The organism is Lysobacter gummosus (assembly GCF_001442805.1).
GTDB classification, from domain to species: Bacteria; Pseudomonadota; Gammaproteobacteria; order Xanthomonadales; family Xanthomonadaceae; genus Lysobacter; species Lysobacter gummosus.
Map to the genome: position 1 here is coordinate 3972656 of NZ_CP011131.1, position 20830 is coordinate 3993485.

20 protein-coding genes are annotated in these 20830 nt (G+C 66.1%); 8 read left to right on the top strand and 12 right to left on the bottom strand.

Translation table 11 applies throughout. The features are described from left to right. Positions 1-101 precede the first annotated feature (101 nt). The 4 genes from LG3211_RS16280 to grxD form a co-directional block, all read right to left on the bottom strand. Positions 102-3326 (bottom strand): TonB-dependent receptor, encoded by a 3225-nt coding sequence (locus LG3211_RS16280; RefSeq protein ID WP_057943753.1) that lies wholly within the window; start codon positions 3324-3326, stop codon positions 102-104. A gap of 431 nt (positions 3327-3757) precedes the next feature. Then, the gene (locus LG3211_RS16285) at positions 3758-4351 is read right to left on the bottom strand and encodes a YhgN family NAAT transporter (RefSeq protein WP_057943754.1); all 594 of its coding nucleotides are present in this window, start codon (positions 4349-4351) and stop codon (positions 3758-3760) included. 11 nt (positions 4352-4362) lie between these two features. After that, the gene (locus LG3211_RS16290) at positions 4363-5091 is read right to left on the bottom strand and encodes an SDR family NAD(P)-dependent oxidoreductase (RefSeq protein ID WP_057945534.1); all 729 of its coding nucleotides are present in this window, start codon (positions 5089-5091) and stop codon (positions 4363-4365) included. A gap of 32 nt (positions 5092-5123) precedes the next feature. Beyond that, positions 5124-5444 carry a Grx4 family monothiol glutaredoxin gene (gene grxD, locus LG3211_RS16295; RefSeq protein ID WP_057943755.1) on the bottom strand — a complete coding sequence of 107 codons (321 nt, stop codon included), beginning with the start codon at positions 5442-5444 and terminating at the stop codon, positions 5124-5126. Positions 5445-5636: 192 nt separating this feature from the next. Between grxD and LG3211_RS16300 the strand changes: the two genes are divergently transcribed. The 3 genes from LG3211_RS16300 (at position 5637) to LG3211_RS16310 (ending at position 8921) form a co-directional block, all read left to right on the top strand. Further along, on the top strand, positions 5637-6215 hold the full coding sequence (locus LG3211_RS16300) for a superoxide dismutase (protein WP_057943756.1): 579 nt from the start codon (positions 5637-5639) through the stop codon (positions 6213-6215). A 153-nt stretch (positions 6216-6368) separates the two neighbouring features. Further along, the gene (locus LG3211_RS16305; RefSeq protein WP_057943757.1) at positions 6369-8246 is read left to right on the top strand and encodes an alpha/beta fold hydrolase; all 1878 of its coding nucleotides are present in this window, start codon (positions 6369-6371) and stop codon (positions 8244-8246) included. Positions 8247-8405: 159 nt separating this feature from the next. Next, positions 8406-8921 (top strand): CcdC protein domain-containing protein, encoded by a 516-nt coding sequence (locus LG3211_RS16310; RefSeq protein WP_057943758.1) that lies wholly within the window; start codon positions 8406-8408, stop codon positions 8919-8921. A 160-nt stretch (positions 8922-9081) separates the two neighbouring features. On the opposite strand, the gene LG3211_RS16315 is transcribed toward LG3211_RS16310, so the two are convergent. Together LG3211_RS16315 and purE are read right to left on the bottom strand one after the other, a co-directional pair. Further along, positions 9082-10221, bottom strand: a complete 1140-nt coding sequence (locus LG3211_RS16315; RefSeq protein ID WP_057943759.1) for a 5-(carboxyamino)imidazole ribonucleotide synthase — start codon at positions 10219-10221, stop codon at positions 9082-9084. Continuing rightward, positions 10218-10757, bottom strand: a complete 540-nt coding sequence (purE, locus tag LG3211_RS16320) for a 5-(carboxyamino)imidazole ribonucleotide mutase (RefSeq protein WP_057943760.1) — start codon at positions 10755-10757, stop codon at positions 10218-10220. The genes LG3211_RS16315 and purE overlap by 4 nt, the downstream gene beginning before the upstream one ends. A gap of 64 nt (positions 10758-10821) precedes the next feature. On the opposite strand from purE, the gene LG3211_RS16325 reads away from it, so the two are divergent. Genes LG3211_RS16325 through LG3211_RS16335 form a run of 3 tightly spaced genes read left to right on the top strand, consistent with a single transcriptional unit; the run spans position 10822 to position 12344 of the window. Further along, complete coding sequence (locus tag LG3211_RS16325) at positions 10822-11091, top strand: Trm112 family protein (RefSeq protein ID WP_057943761.1); 270 nt, start codon at positions 10822-10824, stop codon at positions 11089-11091. Beyond that, positions 11088-11981 (top strand): carboxylating nicotinate-nucleotide diphosphorylase, encoded by an 894-nt coding sequence (gene nadC / locus LG3211_RS16330; RefSeq protein WP_057943762.1) that lies wholly within the window; start codon positions 11088-11090, stop codon positions 11979-11981. Before LG3211_RS16325 ends, nadC begins: the two co-directional genes overlap by 4 nt. Positions 11982-12020: 39 nt before the next feature. Then, positions 12021-12344, top strand: coding sequence for a DUF3301 domain-containing protein (locus LG3211_RS16335; protein ID WP_057943763.1), 324 nt, complete (start codon positions 12021-12023; stop codon positions 12342-12344). 347 nt (positions 12345-12691) lie between these two features. Here LG3211_RS16335 and LG3211_RS16340 read toward each other — a convergent pair whose 3' ends face one another. The 6 genes from LG3211_RS16340 to LG3211_RS16365 all read right to left on the bottom strand — a co-directional run bounded on the left by LG3211_RS16340 (position 12692) and on the right by LG3211_RS16365 (position 18416). Beyond that, positions 12692-13189, bottom strand: a complete 498-nt coding sequence (locus tag LG3211_RS16340; RefSeq protein ID WP_083512593.1) for a ClpXP protease specificity-enhancing factor — start codon at positions 13187-13189, stop codon at positions 12692-12694. Positions 13190-13492: 303 nt separating this feature from the next. After that, complete coding sequence (locus tag LG3211_RS16345) at positions 13493-14128, bottom strand: glutathione S-transferase N-terminal domain-containing protein (RefSeq protein ID WP_057945536.1); 636 nt, start codon at positions 14126-14128, stop codon at positions 13493-13495. 178 nt (positions 14129-14306) lie between these two features. Continuing rightward, positions 14307-15050 (bottom strand): cytochrome c1, encoded by a 744-nt coding sequence (locus tag LG3211_RS16350; protein ID WP_057943764.1) that lies wholly within the window; start codon positions 15048-15050, stop codon positions 14307-14309. Between the two features lie 76 nt (positions 15051-15126). Beyond that, positions 15127-16386 carry a cytochrome b gene (locus LG3211_RS16355; RefSeq protein WP_057943765.1) on the bottom strand — a complete coding sequence of 420 codons (1260 nt, stop codon included), beginning with the start codon at positions 16384-16386 and terminating at the stop codon, positions 15127-15129. Between the two features lie 3 nt (positions 16387-16389). Beyond that, on the bottom strand, positions 16390-17001 hold the full coding sequence (gene petA, locus LG3211_RS16360) for a ubiquinol-cytochrome c reductase iron-sulfur subunit (RefSeq protein ID WP_057943766.1): 612 nt from the start codon (positions 16999-17001) through the stop codon (positions 16390-16392). Between the two features lie 401 nt (positions 17002-17402). Then, positions 17403-18416, bottom strand: coding sequence for a lytic transglycosylase domain-containing protein (locus LG3211_RS16365; protein WP_057943767.1), 1014 nt, complete (start codon positions 18414-18416; stop codon positions 17403-17405). A gap of 252 nt (positions 18417-18668) precedes the next feature. Here LG3211_RS16365 and miaB point away from each other — a divergent pair, with 252 nt between their 5' ends. Then, positions 18669-20096, top strand: coding sequence for a tRNA (N6-isopentenyl adenosine(37)-C2)-methylthiotransferase MiaB (gene miaB, locus LG3211_RS16370; RefSeq protein WP_057943768.1), 1428 nt, complete (start codon positions 18669-18671; stop codon positions 20094-20096). Between the two features lie 27 nt (positions 20097-20123). Then, positions 20124-20621 (top strand): GNAT family N-acetyltransferase, encoded by a 498-nt coding sequence (locus tag LG3211_RS16375; protein ID WP_057943769.1) that lies wholly within the window; start codon positions 20124-20126, stop codon positions 20619-20621. Positions 20622-20830 lie beyond the last annotated feature (209 nt).

Genomic DNA, 20830 nt, shown 5'->3' on the forward strand with positions numbered 1-20830 from the left:
ATGCCTGCGCCCCCATAAAAAGAAAACGGCCGGGGAGGCCCCGGCCGTTTTCGGTCTTCAACCGATATTGCGGCCGAAGCCCGCAAATCGGAAGCGATGGATCAGAAGCGGTAGCGGAAGCTCACCTGAGCCGCCCAGCGCGAGATGCCCTTCTCGTCGTAGATCTGCTCGGGATCCGGGGTGTTGAAGCGGTAGACGTACTTGCCGGTCGCCGGATCGACACCGCCGTACTCGACCACGCCGCGCATGCCCGGGAACGCCACTTCTTCGACGCGGCCCCACTTCTTATTGAGCAGGTTGCCGACGTTCATGATGTCCACGGCCAGCTCGGCCTTGTGGCCTTCCCAGAAGCCCGGCAGTTCCTGCGCGATGTGCAGGTCGAACTGGTTGACCCACTTGCCGCGCACGTCGTTGCGCTCGGCGACCTGGCCCAGATGGCTGCGCAGGTATTCGTTGCCGTTGACGTAGTTCCAGAACGCCTGCTGTTCGGCCGGGTTGCGGAACACCACGTCGCCCACGCCCTTCGGGATGTACAGCAGATCGTTCAGGCGGCCGTCGCCGTTGGCGTCGTTGTCGAACGCGTAGCTGTACGGACGGCCCGAACGGCCTTCGTACACCAGCGAGACGATGGTGTTGTAGTCGCCGAAGAAGGCGTGCTTCCAGTTCACGTTGGCGGTGAAACGGTCGCGGATTTCATAGGCCGAACGCGCGGCCACTTCTTCGTTGGCCTGGAACACGCCGACGTTGCCGAGCTGCGAGCTCGAGGTCGAGCTGGTCAGCGGGCTGACTTCGGTGGCGTGGGTGAAGGTGTATGCCACGCCCCATGCCCAGTCGCTGTTGTTGAACGGCTTGTTCAACGAAATGGTCAGCTGCTGGCTTTCGCCCTTGGAGGTGTTGCGGGCGATGATGGCGTCGTTGTACAGGGTGGAGCGGCCAGCACGCGCGTTAGTGCCGCTGCTGACGCAAGCCGGGCCGCCGGCCGTGCCGGTTTCGCGCAGGCAGGCGGTGCCGTCCTGGTTCCAGCTCAGCGGGCTCAAACCGGCGTCGTTCCAATAGATGTTGCGGCCGTCCTGACCGACGCGCCGCGCGCTGCCGAGGTTGAGCTGCTGGTAGTACAGAGCGTCTTCGACCTTGGTCACCACGCCTTCAATGGCGGCGACCATGCCGTACCACGGCAGTTCGGTATCGAACGCCAGGTTAGCCTTCCAGACCGACGGCAGGCTCAGGTCCTTCTCGATAAAGTCAACCGACTGCTGGCCGCCCGTGCCCGGATTGAACAGACCCAGCTGAGCATCCGGATTCGGGCTGAACCTGGTGATGCCGTTCGGGAAGAAGTAGTCGGTGTACGAAACGCCATTATTGGAGTACGGGTTCGCCAGCCACACGGTCGGCGAACCGCCCTTGAACAGGCCGATACCGCCGCGCAGCTGGGTCGGACGCTCGCTGTCGAAGGTGTAGTTGAAGCCGAAGCGCGGCTGCCACAGGTCGCTGCCGTCGATGGTGTTGCTGTTGTTCACACCGAACAACGCCGACGCGGCCGGATTGAAGGTGGGCTTCTCATCGACCATCGCGCGGTCGTAGCGCACGCCGAAGGTCAGGGTCAGCCTGTCGTTGACCGCCCAGCTGTCCTGCACGAACAGGCCGAGGTTCTTCTGGGTGAAGCCCGCCGCCATGTTGTCGAGATCGCCGCCGCGCGGAGCGAACAGCTGATAACGGCCAGAACGGCCGGTGCGGTAGTCGGCGATGGAGTTGAAGGTGTACGCGCCGTTGATGCGGCGGCCGAACAGGTTATAGACCTCGTTCGACTCGTAGTCGGCGCCGAACTTGAGGGTGTGCGCGTCCAGGAACAAGTTGCCGGCGAAGAAGCCGTTCCAGGTCTTGGTCTCCAGAACGTTGGCCTGGGTGTTCTCTTCGGTGCCGAAGTTCAGCGTGTTGCTGCCCACGCGCACGCCGATCGCCGGCAGGTCGAACTGCGGGTTACGCACGGCCGAGTAGTCGCGGTAGGAGACCTTGGCTTCGGTCGAGAAGTTGTCGGTCCAGTCGCTGAACAACTGCGCGGTGTAGGTCTTGAACTCGAAGTCCTGCACGTAGTGGTACGAGCTCAGGGCCAGCGAGTTGGAGCCGAAGCCCTGCAGGAACGCGGTGCTCTGCTTGCTCTGCGCATAGCGGAAGTTGGCGCGGTGACGATCGCTGATGTTCCAGTCGATCTTCAGGCCGTATTCCTCGCTCTTGGTGTCCAGCGACGGCAGCGACAAGGTGCCCGGATCGAAGCCCCAGACGTTCTTGGAGATGTCGATGATCTCGTTGATCTGGGCCTGGCTGATGTTGACGGTGTTGTTCGCGCCCGAGCCCGGAGGACCGAAGCTGGAGTTGCCGGTGAACACTTCCTTGCCGGTGTACTTCTCGTAGTTGGCGAAGAAGAACAGCTTGTCCTTGATCAGCGGGCCGCCGAAGGTGCCGCCGTAGGTGCTTTCGTTGTCGAACAGCTGCGGACGCGAGTTGGCCGAATTCTTGCCCGACCAGTCGTTGTCGCGGTAGATGCCGTACAGCGAGCCGTGGAAATCGTTCGTGCCCGACTTGGTGACGGCGTTGATCACGCCGCCGGTGCCGCCGGCGATGGTGACGTCGTAGTTGGCGACGTCGATCGAGACTTCGTCGATCACGTCCATCGAGAACGGCTGCTTCGGCGTCGGCAGACCGTTGCCGCCCAGGCCGAAGGAGTCGTTGGTGCTGACGCCGTCGACGCGGATCACGTTGTAGCGCGGGTTCTGGCCGCCGACGGAGATTTCGTTGCGCGACTTGTCGGTCTGCACGACGCGCGGGTCGAGGCGGACGAAGTCCTGCAGGTTGCGGTTGATGGTCGGCATCTGCTCGAGCTGCTGGCGGGTCACGACCGAGCCGGCGCCCATCTTGTTGGCCGAGAACACTTCCGAGGCCGCCGCGGCGACCGCCTGGACGGACTCCAGGGTGGTAACCGAGTTGTTCAGCGACACATCGACTTCGTTGACCTTGTCGAGGTTCAGGTAGACCCCGTCCTGGCTCGCGGTGCCGCCGCCTTCCTTATTGATCACGACGGTGTACGGACCGCCGACGCGCAGACCGCGAGCGTTGTAGCGACCATCGGCACCGGTGGTGGCGCGGCTGACCGTGCCCGACTCGGTGTGGGTGATGGTGACTTCGGCGTTCTGCACCGGCTGGCCGTCGGCGCCGACGACACGACCGGCGATACCGGCGGAGGTGCTCTGCGCGAATACGGGAGCGGTAGCGAGTACGGCGAGCAGACCAAGCGCGAGCTTGGACATGCGGACGCGGTTCTGATGGGTCATTACAGTGGCCTCAGGACGTTAGAAATGCGTGGCGGAGTATCGACAGGCGCGGCTTTGCGCCGCGGCCGTGCACGAGGAATTGATTTGGCTAGCCCCTGACCCGCGCGACCAGTGGCCCGCCGGGTTAACAGCAGTTTAACAGGCTAGGCAGGCTCTGTGACAGAGACGTGACCGACATCAAGCCTTGTCACACGGTGACGGTGGCCACAACAGAACTGCCAGACAGCGCAAAGTTGTATAACCGGGCGCGCGGGAAGTGCCAGGTGGCTCGGCGAGGCGTATGGGGTAGAAGCCGGGAATGGGGGAATAGGGATCAGGGAATGGAAGGTCCCGGATCAAGCGACCAAAACGAACAAGGCCCGCTCGGTGGCGGGCCTTCCAGCGTCTCTAACCACTTCCTGTTCCCCAGGCCCCTCATTCCCCGCCATCAATTACGGCGGCCCGGGCAGATAGGCCCCCAGCCCGTCGAGGATCATCTGCACCGAGATCGCCACCAGCAGCATGCCCATCAGGCGCTCGATCGCGATCAGGGCGCGGCGGCCCAGCAGCTTGTAGAGGATGGTGGCCGAGAACAGGATCGCCGAGGTCGCGCCCCAGGCGATCATCAGCGCCAGGCTCCAGTCGCCCAGGCGCGAGGGGTCGTTGCTGCCCATCAGCATCACCGCAGCCATGCCTGAGGGGCCGGCCACCAGCGGGATCGCCATCGGCACGATGAAGGGCTCGCCGTCCGGGATCTCGCCCATCAACCCTTCCGGCGGCGGGAAGATCATGCGGATGCCGATCAGGAACAGCACGATGCCGCCGGCGATGGATACCGACTCCTGGCGCAGGTGCATCAGCTCCAGCGCGTACTTGCCGCCCCACAGGAACACCATCAGCACGCCCAGCGCGATCAGCAGCTCGCGCGCGAGCACGATGCGCTGGCGCTTGGGCGGCAGCCCGCGCAGCAGGCTCAGGAACACCGGGATATTGCCCAGCGGGTCCAGGATGATGAACAGCAGCAGCGCGGCCGAGGCGACGGTCATGGTCGGCGGGTTCAGAGCGAGGGCGCCCAGACTTGGCCGCGATGGACCGCGCCGCGCGCCGACAACAGGCTCACGCAGGCCTCGGCGTAGGCGCCCGGGTCGCGCGCGGAGCGGTCGTTTTCTTCCACATAGGCACGCGCGCGCAGCGGCGTGCGCATCGGTCCGGGACGCAGCCCGGCGACGCGGATGCTGGAATTGGCCAGTTCGGCATGCAGGATGCCGACCAATGCGGCCAGCCCGTGCTGGGCGGCGCCGTAACCGCCCCAGTAGGCCTGGCCGACCCGCTGCGGATCGTCCAGGGCGAACACCAGGGCCGAATCGGGCGACTTGGCCAGCAACGGCAGGCAGGCCTGCGACAGCCACCACGGCGCGGTCAGATTGACGTGCACGGCGCGCGCGAACGCGGCCGGGTCGGTCTGCGCCAGCGGGGTCAGGCCGGGGAAATCCGCCGCGCAGTGCAGCACGCCGTCGAGATGGCCCAGCTCGCTGTCGATGCGCGCGGCCATTTCCGCGTAGTCGTCGGGTTGCGCGCCTTCCAGGTCCAGCGGGTACAGCAGCGGCTCGGGCCCGATCTGGGCCAGGGCGTCGTACACGCGGTTCAACTTCGGCAGCTTGCGGCCGAGCAGCACCACCGTCGCTCCGGCGCGCGTGCAGGCCGCGGCCGCGGCGGCGCCGAGGCCGCCGTTGGCGCCGGTGATCAGGACCACCCGGCCGCCCAACGCCAGCGAGGCATCGTCCATGCCCGCGGCGTTCGAACTGACGGCGCCGGAATTCACTGCGTCTGGGTCTCGCTGATCATCCGCGCCAACTCGCCGGACTCGAACAGCTCCAGGGTGATGTCGCAACCGCCGATCAGTTCGCCGTGGATGAAAAGCTGCGGGAACGTCGGCCAGTTCGAGTAGCGCGGCAGATTGGCGCGAATCTCCGCGTCTTCCAGGACATTGACCGTATGCAGCGCGGTCGCGCCGGCGGACTTGAGCGCCTGCACGGCGCGGCTGGAGAAGCCGCACATCGGGAACTGCGCGGTGCCCTTCATGAAAAGGACGATCGGATGGGCTTCGACTTCGGCCTGGATCCGTTCCATAACGGACATGGGTACTGCTCCTGCGATGGTTTGTTGCCGACTTTGACGGTTCGGCAACGAAACGTGGGGATAGAATATGAATTGTAAGCCTTCGCGGCGTCGCCGACGCGTCCGGCCCGGAACTCCATTGTCCCGGGAGCGGAACGCCGGCCGCGGCGCCCTCCGCTAGCCAGCCCCCCTCGAAACTTTAGGAGCCCGCCAATGGCCATCGAATTGCCTGCCCTGCCCTACGACCGCACCGCGCTCGAACCCACCATCTCCGGCGAGACCATCGACTTCCACTACGGCAAGCACCACAAGGCCTACGTCGATAATCTCAACAAGATGATCGAAGGCACCGAGTTCGCCTCGCTGTCGCTGGAAGAGATCATCCGCAAGTCGCAGGGCGGCATGTTCAACAACGCCGCCCAGATCTGGAACCACACCTTCTACTGGAACTGCCTGTCGCCCAAGGGCGGCGGCGAGCCCACCGGCAAGCTGGCCGAGCTCATCAACAAGGCCTTCGGCGACTTCGCCAAGTTCAAGGAAGAGTTCACCAAGACCGCCGTGGGCACCTTCGGCTCGGGCTGGGGTTGGCTGGTGCAGCGCCCGGACGGCTCGCTGGCCCTGGTCAGCACCCCGAACGCGGCTACCCCGCTGACCGGCGAAGACACCGCCCTGCTGACCTGCGACGTGTGGGAACACGCCTACTACATCGACTACCGCAACGCCCGTCCGAAGTACGTCGAGGCGTTCTGGAACCTGGTCAACTGGGACTTCGTGGCTTCGAACCTGAAGTAAGCGCCCGGCGTCATCGCGATACCGAAACGGCCGGGGAAACCCGGCCGTTTCTTTTTGGACGCCGATCCGGCGACGCGCGGCAGACCGGTTGGCGGCGCGAATTACGTTGCCCGGTATGGACCCAGAACGTCGAAGCCAGGGAGTGCACGCGAGATGAGCAGCATCGGCCCCACCCTGCCGGGCCGCGCGCGCGGCAAGTCGCCGACCGGCCGCGCCTGGCTGAACCTGCTGTTCGCCTGCGCCTTCGCGCTGCTGGCCTGCGGCTGTCCGGGCCCGGCGCCCACGCCCGACGGCACCGAAACCAGGAACAACGCCAAGCCGCAGCCGGTCAACACCACCGATCCCTACTGGGTGCATCAAGGCAATCCGCACGCCAAGATCGCGGTGGTCTTCGTCCACGGCATCTTCGGCGACACCAGCGGCACCTGGACCAACGCCAACGGCACGCGCTTCTTCGATCTGCTGCGGTCGGCGCCCGGCATCGGCGACAAGGTCGATATCTACGCCTTCGGCTTCACCTCGCGCATGTTCGCGCAAGGCTCGCTCGACATCCGCGAGGCCTCGCTGAAGCTGCACGAATATCTCGACTATCACGGCGTGAGCCATTACGACTCGGTCGTCTTCGTCGCCCACAGCATGGGCGGCCTGGTGGTGATGCGCGAACTCATCAGCCATCCCGACCTCAGCGCGAAAACACCGCTGCTGATGTTGTACGCGACGCCGCAGCAAGGCTCGCAGATCACCAACATTGCCAAGTACATCGTCGTCAACAACAACGCGATCCGGCAGATGCTGCCGGCCGACGCCAACGATTACCTCAAACAGCTCAGCGACGACTGGATGGGTCTTAAGAGCAGCGGCGCGGCGCCGAAAGTGATCTGCGCCTACGAAACGGTGAAGACCGGGCCGGTTACGATCGTGCCCTGGACCAGCGCCACCCGCTTCTGCGACGAAGCGCCGCCCGGCATCGCCGGCGCCGATCACATCACCATCGTCAAACCCGACCGGCAGGAACACGAATCGGTGGTCAAGCTGGTCAACGCGCTGCGCAAGTACGCGTTGCCGCGCCTGGATGCCACGACCTGGGAAACCCCGGATTTCTCCCCGGAAACCGATAAGTGGGTCTATACCCTGACGCAGGTCAACGACCTCAATCACGCCGGGTTGATCAACAAGAGCCTGACTCGGCAGGACTACAGAATCACCTTGCCGGCGAACTCAAAATTATTGATATCGCCGGAGCAGACGCCGCGCAGCGTCGCGCCGGGCAATCGCGAAGATCTGCGATTGGTCGTGTACGGCGAGTTGCAGCCCGAATACAGCTTCGGGCTGCAACTGGCCTCGCTGCCGCAGCGCACGGTATTGGTGCGCATTCCGAATCTGGCCGCGGCAAAAGCGGCCAAGGCGCAACAGATCGAAGCGGTCGCCAAAGCGGTGAATATGCGCATCGAATCGCAAGCGGGCGATGCATCGTTCAAAGCCTTGTCTGACGAAAGCAAATGGCAGCTGCTGGCCGACACCGCGCAAAGTTCGATCGCCGAGAGCTCGCCCGAGCTGCCGGCCGGCGCGCGCTGGGTCGCCGCCGCCGATTTGCTGTCGCAGTTAGGCATCCTCGAATCCTCGGCGCTGGCCATGCGCATCGTCGAGAAGGACTATCCGCAGACCGCGCAATCGCCCGCGGTGCGCCAGCTCGCCGCGCAGGTGTCCGCGCAGTCGGGCAAGAAAGACGTATTCGTCGCCACGCCCATGCCGGTGCTCAAGGACAAAGAATCCGCGCAGCCGCGCAACGAAGTGGTGCTGGCCAGCGCCGGCGACAGTCAGGCGCTGCTGGAATTGGCCAAGCACCTGGAAAGCACGCCGGCGACCAAGAGCAACGGCTTGTCGCTGAAGGGCGACATCCTCAAGTCGCGCGGCGACGAAGCCGGCGCCGCGCGCGCCTACTCGGAAGCCAAGTCGATCCGCTTCACGCCGGTGCTGGATTCCAAGTTCAAGCACGCGGCGGCGAATGCCCAGCGAGGTCGCGACACCTGAGCGAGCGGCGGCGCCATTGCTCGCGCGGACATCCCGCGCGAGCTTTCAGGGCGGGTTTCGCCCTCGATGCAAGCGATGTGACTTCCGGCGGGCTTGCGCCGTCGTCGGGCAGCGCTCAAGCTCACCAGTGCATTCCCGCAGACTGATCAGGTCGTTTCGATGGCCACGGCGTTCGCTTCCACCGCTCCCTATTGGGTGCCGGCCCTGTCGGCTCTGATGGTCTACCGCCGCATTCGCCGCAATTTCGGCGTGCAACCGTGGCGTCCGGTGCGCAGCGGCATTCGTCTCGGGATTCTGTCGCTGGTCGCGTGCATGTTGATCGTGCTGGCGGTGTTGCAGTCGCAGTTGGCATTGGCGATGGGCGCGGGCGCCGTCATCGGTGTCGGCGTCGGGCTGCTCGCGCTCAAGCACACCCATGTGGTCTGGAAAGACGGCCGCCGGGTCTACACGCCCAATCCGTGGATCGGCGGCGCGCTGACCGTGCTGCTGGTCGGCCGGCTGGCCTGGCGCTGGACGCACGACGGGCTGGCCGCGACGCAAGCCGCGCCGAGTCCGCTCACCCTCGGCCTGGCCGCGGTGCTGATCGTGTATTCGCTGGTGTATCTGATCGGCTTGATGCTGCAGATGCGGCGGCTGCCGGCCACGGACGAAAACAGCGCCGCGAGCGGCGACTAAACGCGACAAGACGGGTTGCTGCCCACGTCGCGGCAAGCCGATTCAAGGCCATGCAAACGAGCGCGCCCGGAAAAAACGGCGCGGCCCGCCGCAACAGTCCCAGGTTGTGCAAGATCGCCGGCGGCGCGCGGTGACTGCGGCGCCTCGGTGACGGCGAGGATCACACCAACCTCGCGACCACCGGATCGACCTGCTGGGCGCGGCCAAGCGCCTCACCCACGCGACGCAAGGCCTCGGCGAGTTCTTTCGGCGAATCCGCACGCAAAGTCGCATGCCCTACCTTGCGTCCCTCGCGCGGCTGCTTGCCGTAATCGTGCCAATGCCCGCCGGCCTCGCCGAGCACCGCATTGGCATCGGGCATCGCGCCGATCCAGTTGAGCATGCAGGCATGACCGAGCATGCGCGTGTCGCCCAGCGGCAGGCCGAGCACGGCGCGCAGATGATTCTGGAACTGCGAGGTCTCGCTGCCTTCGATGGTCCAGTGGCCGGAGTTGTGCACGCGCGGGGCGAGCTCGTTGGCCAGCAGCACGCCGTCGCGGCAGAACAGTTCGAGCGCGAACACGCCGACGTAGTCCAGCGCTTCGGCCAGCTTGCGCGCATGCGAGATGGCGGTCGCGGCCAAGGCCTCATCGGTTTGCGCCGGGGCCAGGCTCGCCGACAGCACGCCGTCGACGTGCCAGTTCTCGGTCAGCGGCCAGGCGCGGAATTCGCCGTCGCGGCCGCGCACGGCGACCACCGACAGTTCGCGCTGGAAGGCGACAAAGCCTTCCAGGATCAGGCCGACCTTGTCCGCCTGCGCGCCCAGCGCGGCCCAGGCCGCGTCGGCGTCGGCCGGCGTCTTGATGCGGAACTGACCCTTGCCGTCGTAGCCCAGGCGGCGAGTCTTGAGGATGCACGGCGTACCGATCTTGGCCAGCGCGGCGTCGAGCGATTCGCGCGTGCCGATCGCGGCGAAATCCGGCACCGGGATGCCCAGGTCGAGGAACAAGGTCTTCTCCGCCAGTCGGTCCTGCGCCACGGCCAGCGCGCGCGGGCTCGGGAACACCGGGCGGCGCTCGGCCAGCCAGTGCGCGGATTCGGCCGGGACATTTTCGAAGTCGAAGGTGGCCACGTCGATATTCGAAGCGAATTCGTCCAGCGCGGCCTGATCGGTGTAGTCGCCCACGACCATCGGCGCGAACTGGCCGGCGCAGGCGTCTTCGGCGCTGTCCAGCACCAGGAAACGCAGCCCCAGCGGCGCGCCGGAAAGCGCGAGCATGCGGGCCAGCTGCCCGCCTCCGAGAATGCCGACGGTGGTCATTGGCGCGGGTCGTCGTTGGCCAGGACGTCGTCGGTCTGGCGCGCGCGGAAGGCGCTGAGCGCCGCGCCGATGGCCGGGTATTCCGGCGACAGCAGCGCCGCGGCGAACAAGGCCGCATTGGCCGCGCCGGCGTTGCCGATGGCGAAGGTCGCCACCGGAATGCCGGCCGGCATCTGCACGATCGACAGCAGCGAGTCCATGCCGTTGAGCGCCTTGGACTGCACCGGCACGCCGAGCACCGGCACCGCGGTCTTGGCCGCCAGCATGCCCGGCAGGTGCGCCGCGCCGCCGGCGCCGGCGATGATCGCGCGCAGGCCGCGCGAGGCGGCCGTGTCGGCGTATTCGAACAACACGTCGGGCGTGCGATGCGCCGACACCACCCGAACTTCGTGCGGAACGCCCAGCGCTTCGAGCTTGGCGGCGGCGTGCTGCATGGTCTCCCAGTCCGAACGCGAGCCCATGACGATGCCGACCAGCGGCGACGACGGACTTGACGGGGAGCCGGACGAAGAAGCGGAACTGCTGGCTGGGGACATGGGACGTGCCTTGGCGCAAAGACGTATTCTAACGCCCTGTCCCGTCGTACCGGCACCGCACCGTATGGATCGCAAACTGCTCGACCTGCTCGTCTGCCCCACCACCCGCCAACCGCTGCTGCCGCTGGACGGCCGCGGCCTGCAGGCGCTCAACGCCGCCATCGAGGCCGGCGGCGTGGTCCGCGGCAGCGGCGACGCCCAGCCCCAGCCGCTGCGCGAGGCCCTGATCACCCGCGATCGCAAGATCGTCTACATCGTCGATGACGGCATTCCGCTGCTGGATTCGGAAAACGCCATCGGCACGGCCCAGATCGACGGCTTCCCGGGCGCATGAGCGCGCAGGCGAGGCTTGACCTGACCCCGCCGCCGGCGGCCGAGATCGAGGCCGACGCCGCCGACGCCCTGGCCGAGGATCTGGGCGGCGGCGACGTCACCGCCGATCTGCTGCCGGACGTGGCCGACATCGCCTACCTGCTGTGCAAGGAAGATGCGGTGGTGTGCGGACGGCCGTGGTTCGACGCCTGCCATCGCGCGCTGGACCCGCACGTACAGATCGACTGGAAGGTCGAGGAAGGCCAGCGCGTCCACGGCCGCACGGTCCTGGCGACCCTGCAGGGCCGGGCCCGGGCCCTGGTCAGCGCCGAGCGCGCCTCGCTGAATTTCATGCAGACCCTGTCGGCCGTCGCCACCGTCACCGCGCAGTACGTCGCGGCCGTTGAAGGCACCGGCGCGAAGATCCTCGACACCCGCAAGACCCTGCCCGGCCTGCGCCTGGCGCAGAAATACGCGGTACGCGTCGGCGGCGGGGTCAATCACCGCATCGGCCTGTTCGATGCGGTGATGCTCAAGGAAAACCATATCCGCGCCGCCGGTTCGATCCGCGGCGCGATCCACAGCGCGCGCGCCCGCCATCCGAAGCTGCCGCTGATCGTCGAGGTCGAAACCCTGGAGCAACTGCGCGAGGCGCTGGGCCAGGGCTGCGACCGGGTGCTGATCGACGACTTCAGCGCCGACGATCGCCGCGAAGCGGTGCGCATCGCGCGCGCCGCACCGTTCGACGGGCGCATTCCGCTGGAGGTATCGGGCGGCGTGGATTTCACCACCCTGCGCGGCATCGCCGAGGACGGCGTGGACTGCATCTCGATCGGCGCGCTGACCAAACATGTGCGCGCCATCGATCTTTCGCTGAAACTCGGGCCGCCGCCGAATCTCCAGGGCGCCTGACGCCTTGCTTTTCGCGCCCGCCGTCGCCAGAAATCCGCCATGCCTACCTTGATCCTGCTGATGATCTTCGGCGCCGCCGCGTTCTCGTTCTGGAGCGCCGGCCGCGCCGCCGCCGAACGCGCCGAGGTCGTCGGCCGCGATGCCTGCCGTGCGGCCGGCGTGCAGTGGCTGGACCAGAGCGTGCATTCGATCGGCCTGCGGATCATCCGCCAGGAAAGCGGCTGGCTCGGATTCGAGCGCACCTTCCGCTTCGATTATTCGATCGACGGCGAAGACCGCCATGTCGGGCGGATGATCCTGCGCGGGGACAAGCTGATCGCTTTCAGCGGGCCGGTGACTCGCGAGCCGTCGCAGTTGCACTAGCGATAGCGATAGCCCTAGCCATAACACTGAGTTTTTGCTCCCTCTCCCGCTTGTGGGGTGTGAGTGGACGTTGCTTGCGAGCCATTGGCTCGCGCGTCCGCGAACGCCCAAACGCTATGCGTTTGGGCCGGGGCAGGGTTGGGGTGAGGGCCAGCGACAGTAACGCAACGACGCAGGCCAATCATTGCCGCGCGCCCTCATCCGCCCCCCGCCTTCGCGGGGGCAGGCTCTTCGGGCACCTTCTCCCGCACGCGGGAGAAGGGAAAACGACGCAGGCCAGTCATTGCCGCGCCCCTTATCCGTCCTCCGGGCACCTTCTCCCGCGGCGGGAGAAGGAAAGCGGTTGCTTACTTCACGATCCGCAAATGCCCGCCACGACGCGGACTGGGCGTCGGCGGCTGCGGGCCGTCGTCGTCGCCGTCCGGCGCGGGATCGTTGGGCACGGCGCTGAGCACCGGCGGCGAGGTCGACTCAGCCTCCTCCTGCTCTTCGTCCAGCGCGGCCTCTTCCATGTTCACGTCTTCCGGCAGCGCCATGCCCTGCCCGGTTTCGCGCGCATAGATCGCCAACACCGCGCCGACCGGCACCGAGACCGGATGGCTGACGCCGCCGAAGCGGGCGCTGAAGCGGATGAAGTCGTTGCCCATTTCCAGGTGCGAGACCGCGCGCGCGGCGACGTTGAGCACGATCTTGCCGTCCTTGACCGCGTGCGCGGGCACCTGCACGGACGGACGCGTGGCATCGACCAGCAGGTGCGGGGTCATGCCGTTATCGGCGATCCATTCGTACAGCGCCCGCAACAGGTAGGGGCGGTGGCTGGTCATCGGCGTGCTGCTTTCGGTCATATGCGCATTTTAAGCTAAAGCGCTGGCCGGCAGGCAGCCAGAAACTATTCCCAAGCCTCTCGGCCCGGATCGAAGGCTTCACGCCGCTGGAAAGGGCTGCAGATGCGTAGTTCGCTTCAGGGCCACGAAGCGCGCCGCCCCCCTGCTCCGCCGCCGATCCACCGCGACCTTTCGAGAGGCTTCAGCCCCGAAGCTTCGTCGCCGGCAACCTCAGGCCTGGGACGCGAACCGCCCCGAAAGCATCGAAGCCCTCCGCCCCACTCGCACTACCCATTCCCTATTCCCAACTCCCCATTCCCCGCCTCAACCAGGCATCTCGCGCAGCTTGCGCTCCTGGTCGGTCAAGCTGCGGGTGAAGCCGGGGTTGCGGAAGATGCGGTTGCCGTAGTCCTCGATGGCCTTGCCGTCCTTCGGCAGCGGCACGTCCAGCGACGGCAGGCGCCAGATGATCGGCGCCATCGCGCAGTCCGCCAGGCTCATTTCCGGGTTCAAGAAGAACTTGCTGGCCTTGAACAACGGCACCGAGGCGGTCAGCAGTTCCTTCAGGCGCTTGCGCGCGGCCTCGGCCTGGGCCTTGTTGCCCATCTGGATGGCCTGCACCTGCGGCACCCAGTCGTGCTCCAGGCGCAGCATGGCCAGGCGCAGGCGCGCGCGCGAAAGCGGATCGACCGGCATCAGCGGCGGATGCGGATAGCGCTCGTCGAGGTATTCGCTGACCACGCTGGCGGCGTAGAGCACCAGGTCGCGTTCGACCAGGGTCGGCACCGAGTGGTAGGGATTGAGATCGACGAGGTCTTCGGGCGGATTCTGCGGATCGACCGGGATCAGATCGTAGGTGACGCCCTTGGCCGCCAGAACCAGTCTGACGCGGTGGCACAGTACGCAATCGGTGGACGAAAACAGAGTCAGGGCATTACGCATACGGGGGCTCGCCGCCATCATCGACCTCTCCAGCAACCGGAATCCGCCAGTCGCAAGACGCCCTCCACCCTTTGTGGAAGGTCATCACGGCCTCGAGCCTGGGCACAGCCTACTTTGCTGAAGCTGCCGGCTCGCTAGACCGACAACCCTAGCGGAAAACCCGCGCTTGTGGCGCGGGTTTTCCAGCCGGACGACATCAATGTTCCACGTCGCGCCAGTACTCGGTCTTCAACAGATACGCGATGAAGGTGAACAACACCAGGAACAGGATCACCCAAACGCCGAGACTCTGGCGCTTGAGGGCGGCCGGTTCGCCGGCGTACTCGAGGAAGGTGGTGATGTCGCGCGTGGCGGTCTTGAAGCCTTCGGCGTCGAGCTTGCCGGGCTGGGTGACCTTGAGCGCGTGCACCGGACGATCGCCGGTGGTCTTGTCCGGCTCGCCGAACTCAGCGTGCTGCAGGCCCTGCAGCTCCCACAACGGGTTGGGCATGGACGCGTTCGGGAACAACTTGTTGTTCCAGCCCAGCGGACGCCCTTCGTCGAGGTAGAACGAGTTCAGGTAGGTATAGACCCAGTCGCTGCCGCGCACGCGGGTGATCAGGCTCAGGTCCGGCGGCATCTTGCCGAACCACTGGTTGGCGTGGTCCGGGGTCAGGCTGACCTGGATCTGCTCGCCGAACTTGGCGCCGGTGAAGTTGAGGTTCTTCATCACCTCTTCTTCGGTCAGGCCCAGGTCCTCGGCCATGCGCGAGTAGCGCAGGTACTTCAGCGAGTGGCAGCCCGAGCAGTAGTTCATGTACAGCTGGGCGCCGCGCTGCAGCGAAGCGCGATCGTTGAGATCGGTCCCCGACTGCATCAGGTTGCCGCCCTCGGACGCGAAGGCGGTGGCCGACACGAGCAGGCCGGCGACGAAGGTGGCGAGCTTCTTCACGATGCGCATCTTCCGCAGAGGCTGGCTTTTTGAAGAGTCCGCACAAGGATGTGCGGGCTTTTGCAGAGGGACCTGCACACTTGTCTTAGTCATGCATCGTCACCCGTTGCGGCACCGGCTTGGTCTTGTCGATCTTGGTCCACAGCGGCATGGTGATGAAGAAGGCGAAGTACAGGAAGGTCAACACGCGGCCGACGATGGTCTCGACCGGGTCGGTACCCGGGCCCGCGCCGATCTTGCCCAGCCACACGAAGCACACCGCCAGCAGCATCAGCATGAACTTGCTGATCCAGCCGCGATAACGCACCGACTTGACCTTGCAGCGGTCCAGCCACGGCACCAGGAACAGCACCGCGATCGCCGAGAACATGACCAGCACGCCCGACAGCTTGTGCGGGATCACGCGCAACATCGCGTAGTACGGCGTGTAGTACCACACCGGCTTGATGTGCTCCGGCGTCACCAGGCGGTTGGCCTCGGTGAAGTTGTCGTGTTCCAGGAACCAGCCGCCCATCGCCGGAGCGAAGAAGATGATGAAGGCGGCGATGATCAGGAAGAAGCCGACGCCGACCAGATCCTTGACCGTGTAGTACGGGTGGAACGGAATGCCGTCGAGCGGCTTGCTCGCGTCCCAGCGGTTGCCCTTCGGGCCGTACTTGATGTCCACGCCGTCGGGGTTGTTGGAGCCGACTTCGTGCAGCGCGCCCAAGTGCAGCACCACCAGCAACAGCAGCACCAGCGGCAGCGCGATCACGTGCAGGGCGAAGAAGCGGTTGAGCGTGGCGTCGCCGGGCAGGTAGTCGCCCATGATCCACTCGGTCAGGCCGTTGCCGATCACCGGAATGGCGCCGAACAGCGAGATGATGACCTTGGCGCCCCAGAACGACATCTGGCCCCACGGCAGCACGTAGCCCATGAAGGCTTCCGCCATCAGCACCAGATAGATCAGCATGCCCAGGATCCACACCAGCTCGCGCGGCTTCTGGTACGAGCCGTACAGCAGGCCGCGGAACATGTGCAGGTAAACGACGATGAAGAACAGCGATGCGCCGGTGGAATGCATGTAGCGGATCAGCCAGCCCCACTCCACGTCGCGCATGATGTATTCGACCGACGAGAACGCATCGGCCGCCGACGGCTTGAAGTGCATCGTCAGGAAGATGCCGGTGACGATCTGGTTGACCAGCACCAGCAGCGCCAGCGAACCGAAGTAGTACCAGACGTTGAAGTTCTTCGGCGCGTAGTACTCGGTCATGTGCTTGCGATAGACCGGCATCATGCCGGGCGCGCGAGCGGTGACCCAATCGAAGACGTTGTTGGCGGTGCGGGTAAGGATGTTGGACATGACTTACGCCGCTCCCTTCGGATCAACACCGATGATGATGGTGTTGTCGTTTTCGTAGTAATGCGGAGGCACCAGCAGGTTGATCGGTGCCGGAACGCCCTGGAACACGCGCCCGGACATGTCGAAGCGCGACTTGTGGCAGGGGCAGAAGTAGCCGCCCTTCCATTCCGGATCGAACGGCTCGGGACGAATCTCGGCCTTCATTTCCGGCGAGCAGCCCAGATGGGTGCACAGGCCGACCAGGACGGAGATGTCCGGCTTGATCGAACGCAGCTCGCCCTTGATGTACGAGGGCTGCTGGTCCTTGTTTTCGGACTTGGGATCGCGCAGACGGCCGTCCAGCGTCGGCAGTGCGTCGAGCACGGCCTTGGAACGCTTGACGATCCAGATCGGCTGACCACGCCACTCCACCATCAGGCGTTGGCCTTCGGTCAGCGCGCTGATATCCGCCGTCACCGGAGCACCGGCGAGCTTGGCGCGCGCGCTGGGGTTCCAGGACTTGATGAAGGGCACCGCTGCAAAGCCGGCCCCGACCGCACCGACCACTGCCGTGGTCGCCGTCAGGAACCGACGTCGGCCCGTGTTAATAGGATCGTGGACCCCTTGGTTGGCCATCCGGCACTCCGCAAAAGCTGCAATTCGAAGTTAACGCCGCACTACCCGGAACCATTGGCTAACCAAACACAACCACTGGCGAAAGGCTGGCGGCTCAAAAGACGGGGAAGTGTAGCGGAACCGTTAAGGGCGCGACAATCCGCGCCATTGCAAATTGCTCACACGGTGCGCCCCGGGCGCGGTATTCGCCACCAGATCGCTTGTTTTGCAGGTTTTGGCGCGGCCACGGCAGCAGTGGCGAGCGGCCCGGGTGGGAAAAGGACTCGCCGCGAGCGCGGCCATTGCGCGAGCGACGCGCCGTCATGCGCGCCGGGCGGGCCGCAGGCGGGGGCGTCGATGCGCGGCCGGCGGCGCCTTCGATCTTGTCGTGCGCTCCGGCCGATACCGCTACAGCCACGTCCTCAGCGCGCGACCACCGCCGAGCGATAGCGCTGGGCCAGCACCGCCACGCGCTGCACGTAGCGCTGGGTTTCGGCGTACGGTGGCACGCCGCGGTACTTATCGACCGCGCCCTCGCCGGCGTTGTAGCCGGCCGCGGCCAGGGTCAGGTCGCCGTTGAAGCGCTTGAGCAGCCAGGCCAGGTACTGCACCCCGCCCTGGATGTTCTGGTTGGCGTCGAAGGCGTTGCCGACCCCGAACCGACGCGCGGTCGCCGGCATCAGCTGCATCAGCCCCTGCGCGCCGACCCGCGACATCGCATTGGGGTTGTAGGCCGATTCGGCATGGATGATGGCGCGCACGATCGCTTCCTCGACCCCGTGCTGGCGCGCGGCCGCGGCGATCTCGGCCGCGAACGCCGCCGTGTTCAGGCGCAGGGTGCCGAAGTTGACCCCGGGCCGGGCCGCGCAGGCGAAGCAGGTCTCGATGAAGCTGTAGCGGATGGTCCGCACCGCGGTCGCACTGGCCAGGCCCTTGGGGCGCTTGCTGGTGTAGTGGCGCACGCCGTCCTGAACATAGGAATAGACCTGGCCCTGGACCAGCCGGGTCGGCGCTTGCTGCGGCATCGGCGCGATCACCGCCATCGGCGCGGGCGCAGCGGCCGTACCCGCCGCTGCCGCGGTGCCTGGCGCCGGCAGCGTCGGCCTCAGCCCACCCGCCGCCATCGCCGCGGCCGCGCCGCTGAAGGTGGCCGGTGGATTGTTATGGATCGAACCCGGCACGCCGGCCACATCGGTGCGGGTGGTCAGCGACCCCACCGCCGGCGCCGGCGGCGCGTAGGACACCGGGGTCGGATTGCGCATCCGCTTGGCCAGGGCCGTGTACTGGCTGGCGACCACGCAGCTTTGGCCCTTGACCTTCTTGCTGACGTAGCTGCGCTCGCCGCTGGCGCTTTCACATTTCCAAACGGTGCCCGCCACCGCCGGCGCGAGCGCCAGCAGGCAGACGGTCCCCAGAATCAGCGCGTGCCCCCTCATCGCGGCGAGTTTCCCCCGCCCGGCCGACGCTGCCAAGTCCTTGATACAGAAACGTGACGGGGACCGCGGCTTGGAGCGGCCGGCGGCTATACTGGTTGAGGAACGAGTTCAGAGGAGTGAGGTAGTGAGTGGAAGCTTGGCAGCACCGCCTTTTACTCACTTCTCACTCCTCTGAACTCGTTTCTCGCTCGCCCCCCCCCTCCAGCCACTCCGGCGCGGATTAACCGCCGCCCTCCCCGGACCCGGATCGCCATGACCGACCTGCATCCCCTGCCCACGGCGCCCGCCGCGGGCGCCGCCCGGCCCTCGACGCCGGGCGCCAAGAAGCTGTTCATCGAGACCCACGGTTGCCAGATGAACGAGTACGACTCGGCCAAGATGGCCGACGTGCTCGCCGCCAGCGACGGCCTGGAACTCACCACCGACGCCAGCGAAGCCGACGTCATCCTGATCAACACCTGCTCGATCCGCGAGAAGGCGCAGGAAAAGGTATTCAGCCAGCTGGGCCGCTGGAAGCAGCACAAGCAGGGCGATCGCCAGGTCATCATCGGCGTCGGCGGCTGCGTCGCCTCACAGGAAGGAGCGGCCATCGTCAAGCGCGCGCCCTACGTCGATCTGGTGTTCGGCCCGCAGACCCTGCACCGCCTGCCCGAGCTGATCCGCGCCAAGCGCGAAACCGGGCTGCCGCAGGTCGATATCAGCTTCCCCGAGATCGAAAAGTTCGACCGCATGCCCGAGCCGCGCGCCGAAGGCCCCAGCGCGTTCGTCTCGATCATGGAAGGCTGCAGCAAGTACTGCTCGTTCTGCGTGGTGCCCTATACCCGCGGCGAAGAAGTCAGCCGTCCGTTCGAGGACGTGCTGGTCGAGGTCGCGCAACTGGCCGCGCAGGGCGTGCGCGAGGTCAACCTGCTCGGCCAGAACGTCAACGCCTACCGCGGCCCGATGGCCGGCGAAGACGGCGCGGCCGAAGGCGAAGTCGCCGACCTGGGGCTGCTGATCCGCACCATCGCCCAGATCGACGGCATCGACCGCATCCGCTTCACCACCTCGCACCCGCTGGAGTTCAGCGACTCGCTGGTGGAGGCCTATCGCGACGTACCGGAGCTGGCCAACTACCTGCACCTGCCCGTGCAGGCAGGCAGCGACCGCATCCTGGCGGCGATGAAGCGCGGCTACACCGCGCTGGAATTCAAGCAGAAGATCCGCAAGCTGCGCGCGGTGCGCCCGGACATCTCGATTTCCTCCGACTTCATCGTCGGCTTCCCCGGCGAGACCGAGGCCGATTTCGAGAAGACCATGAAGTTGATCGAGGACGTCGGCTTCGACCAGTCGTTCTCCTTCATCTACTCGCGTCGCCCCGGCACTCCGGCCGCCGACCTGGAAGACAGCGTCACCGACGCGGAAAAGCACGCGCGCCTGTCGCGCCTGCAGGCCGCGATCACCGCCCATTCGATGACGATCTCGCAGTCGATGGTCGGCAGCGTCCAGCGCGTGCTGGTCGAAGGCCCCTCGCGCAAGGACCCGAACGAGCTCACCGGCAAGACCGAGAACATGCGTTCGGTGAACTTCCCCGCCCCGCAGCGTTTGATCGGCCAGTTCGTCGATGTGATGATCACCGAAGCGATGCCCAACTCGCTGCGCGGCCGGGTCCACCTCGGCGACAGCCAAGCCGCCGCCTGACCGGCGGCGCACGACAGGAACCCACGCATGGATCGCGACTTCCACATCCGCGAAATCGGCCCGGAAGAATTCGAACGGGTCTGGCCGATCTTCCGCGAAGTGCTCGCGCGCGGCGAGAGCTACAACTACCCCGCCGAACTGTCGATGTCGCGCGCGCGGGCGATGTGGACCTCGCCGCCGTACCGCACCTTCATCGCCGAAGTGGACGCGGGCGAGATCCTGGGTTGCTACAAACTCGGTCCCAACCAACTTGGCCGCGGCGATCACGTCGCCAACGCCAGCTACATGGTCGCCGAAGCCGCCTGGGGCAAGGGTGTCGGCGGCGCGCTATGCGAGCACTCGCTGGCGCAGGCGCGCAGCGCGGGGTTCATCGCGATGCAGTTCAACTATGTGGTCAGCAGCAATACCGCCGCGGTGCATTTGTGGCGCAAGCACGGGTTCGAGATCGTCGGGCGAATTCCGGGCGCGTTCCGCCATTCCTCGCTGGGGTTGGTGGATGTTTATGTGATGCATCGGGTGCTTTGAGGGGGTTGGGCTCGAGTTCTGCTTCGGATTCGGATTCGGATTCGGATTCGGATTCGGCTTCTGCTTCCGCTTCTGCTTCCGCTTCGGCTTCGGCGGCTTCGGCTTCGGCTTCGGCTTCGGCTTCGGCTTCGGCTTCGGATCAGGATCAGGATCAGGATCAGGATCAGGATCAGAGTCAGAGTCAGAGTCAGAACGAGTCTCCCGGAGCC

What these genes read in the sequence shown, in the direction of transcription:
- LG3211_RS16280 (WP_057943753.1), bottom strand. Translation starts at nt 3,326, where the DNA reads ATGACCCATCAGAACCGCGTCCGCATGTCCAAGCTCGCGCTTGGTCTG.
- LG3211_RS16305 (WP_057943757.1), top strand. Translation starts at nt 6,369, where the DNA reads ATGAGCAGCATCGGCCCCACCCTGCCGGGCCGCGCGCGCGGCAAGTCG.
- grxD (WP_057943755.1), bottom strand. Translation starts at nt 5,444, where the DNA reads ATGTCCGTTATGGAACGGATCCAGGCCGAAGTCGAAGCCCATCCGATC.
- LG3211_RS16365 (WP_057943767.1), bottom strand. Translation starts at nt 18,416, where the DNA reads ATGAGGGGGCACGCGCTGATTCTGGGGACCGTCTGCCTGCTGGCGCTC.
- purE (WP_057943760.1), bottom strand. Translation starts at nt 10,757, where the DNA reads ATGTCCCCAGCCAGCAGTTCCGCTTCTTCGTCCGGCTCCCCGTCAAGT.
- LG3211_RS16325 (WP_057943761.1), top strand. Translation starts at nt 10,822, where the DNA reads ATGGATCGCAAACTGCTCGACCTGCTCGTCTGCCCCACCACCCGCCAA.
- LG3211_RS16290 (WP_057945534.1), bottom strand. Translation starts at nt 5,091, where the DNA reads ATGGACGATGCCTCGCTGGCGTTGGGCGGCCGGGTGGTCCTGATCACC.
- LG3211_RS16340 (WP_083512593.1), bottom strand. Translation starts at nt 13,189, where the DNA reads ATGACCGAAAGCAGCACGCCGATGACCAGCCACCGCCCCTACCTGTTG.
- LG3211_RS16345 (WP_057945536.1), bottom strand. Translation starts at nt 14,128, where the DNA reads ATGGCGGCGAGCCCCCGTATGCGTAATGCCCTGACTCTGTTTTCGTCC.
- petA (WP_057943766.1), bottom strand. Translation starts at nt 17,001, where the DNA reads ATGGCCAACCAAGGGGTCCACGATCCTATTAACACGGGCCGACGTCGG.
- LG3211_RS16335 (WP_057943763.1), top strand. Translation starts at nt 12,021, where the DNA reads ATGCCTACCTTGATCCTGCTGATGATCTTCGGCGCCGCCGCGTTCTCG.
- LG3211_RS16315 (WP_057943759.1), bottom strand. Translation starts at nt 10,221, where the DNA reads ATGACCACCGTCGGCATTCTCGGAGGCGGGCAGCTGGCCCGCATGCTC.
- nadC (WP_057943762.1), top strand. Translation starts at nt 11,088, where the DNA reads ATGAGCGCGCAGGCGAGGCTTGACCTGACCCCGCCGCCGGCGGCCGAG.
- LG3211_RS16285 (WP_057943754.1), bottom strand. Translation starts at nt 4,351, where the DNA reads ATGACCGTCGCCTCGGCCGCGCTGCTGCTGTTCATCATCCTGGACCCG.
- miaB (WP_057943768.1), top strand. Translation starts at nt 18,669, where the DNA reads ATGACCGACCTGCATCCCCTGCCCACGGCGCCCGCCGCGGGCGCCGCC.
- LG3211_RS16375 (WP_057943769.1), top strand. Translation starts at nt 20,124, where the DNA reads ATGGATCGCGACTTCCACATCCGCGAAATCGGCCCGGAAGAATTCGAA.
- LG3211_RS16310 (WP_057943758.1), top strand. Translation starts at nt 8,406, where the DNA reads ATGGCCACGGCGTTCGCTTCCACCGCTCCCTATTGGGTGCCGGCCCTG.
- LG3211_RS16350 (WP_057943764.1), bottom strand. Translation starts at nt 15,050, where the DNA reads ATGCGCATCGTGAAGAAGCTCGCCACCTTCGTCGCCGGCCTGCTCGTG.
- LG3211_RS16300 (WP_057943756.1), top strand. Translation starts at nt 5,637, where the DNA reads ATGGCCATCGAATTGCCTGCCCTGCCCTACGACCGCACCGCGCTCGAA.
- LG3211_RS16355 (WP_057943765.1), bottom strand. Translation starts at nt 16,386, where the DNA reads ATGTCCAACATCCTTACCCGCACCGCCAACAACGTCTTCGATTGGGTC.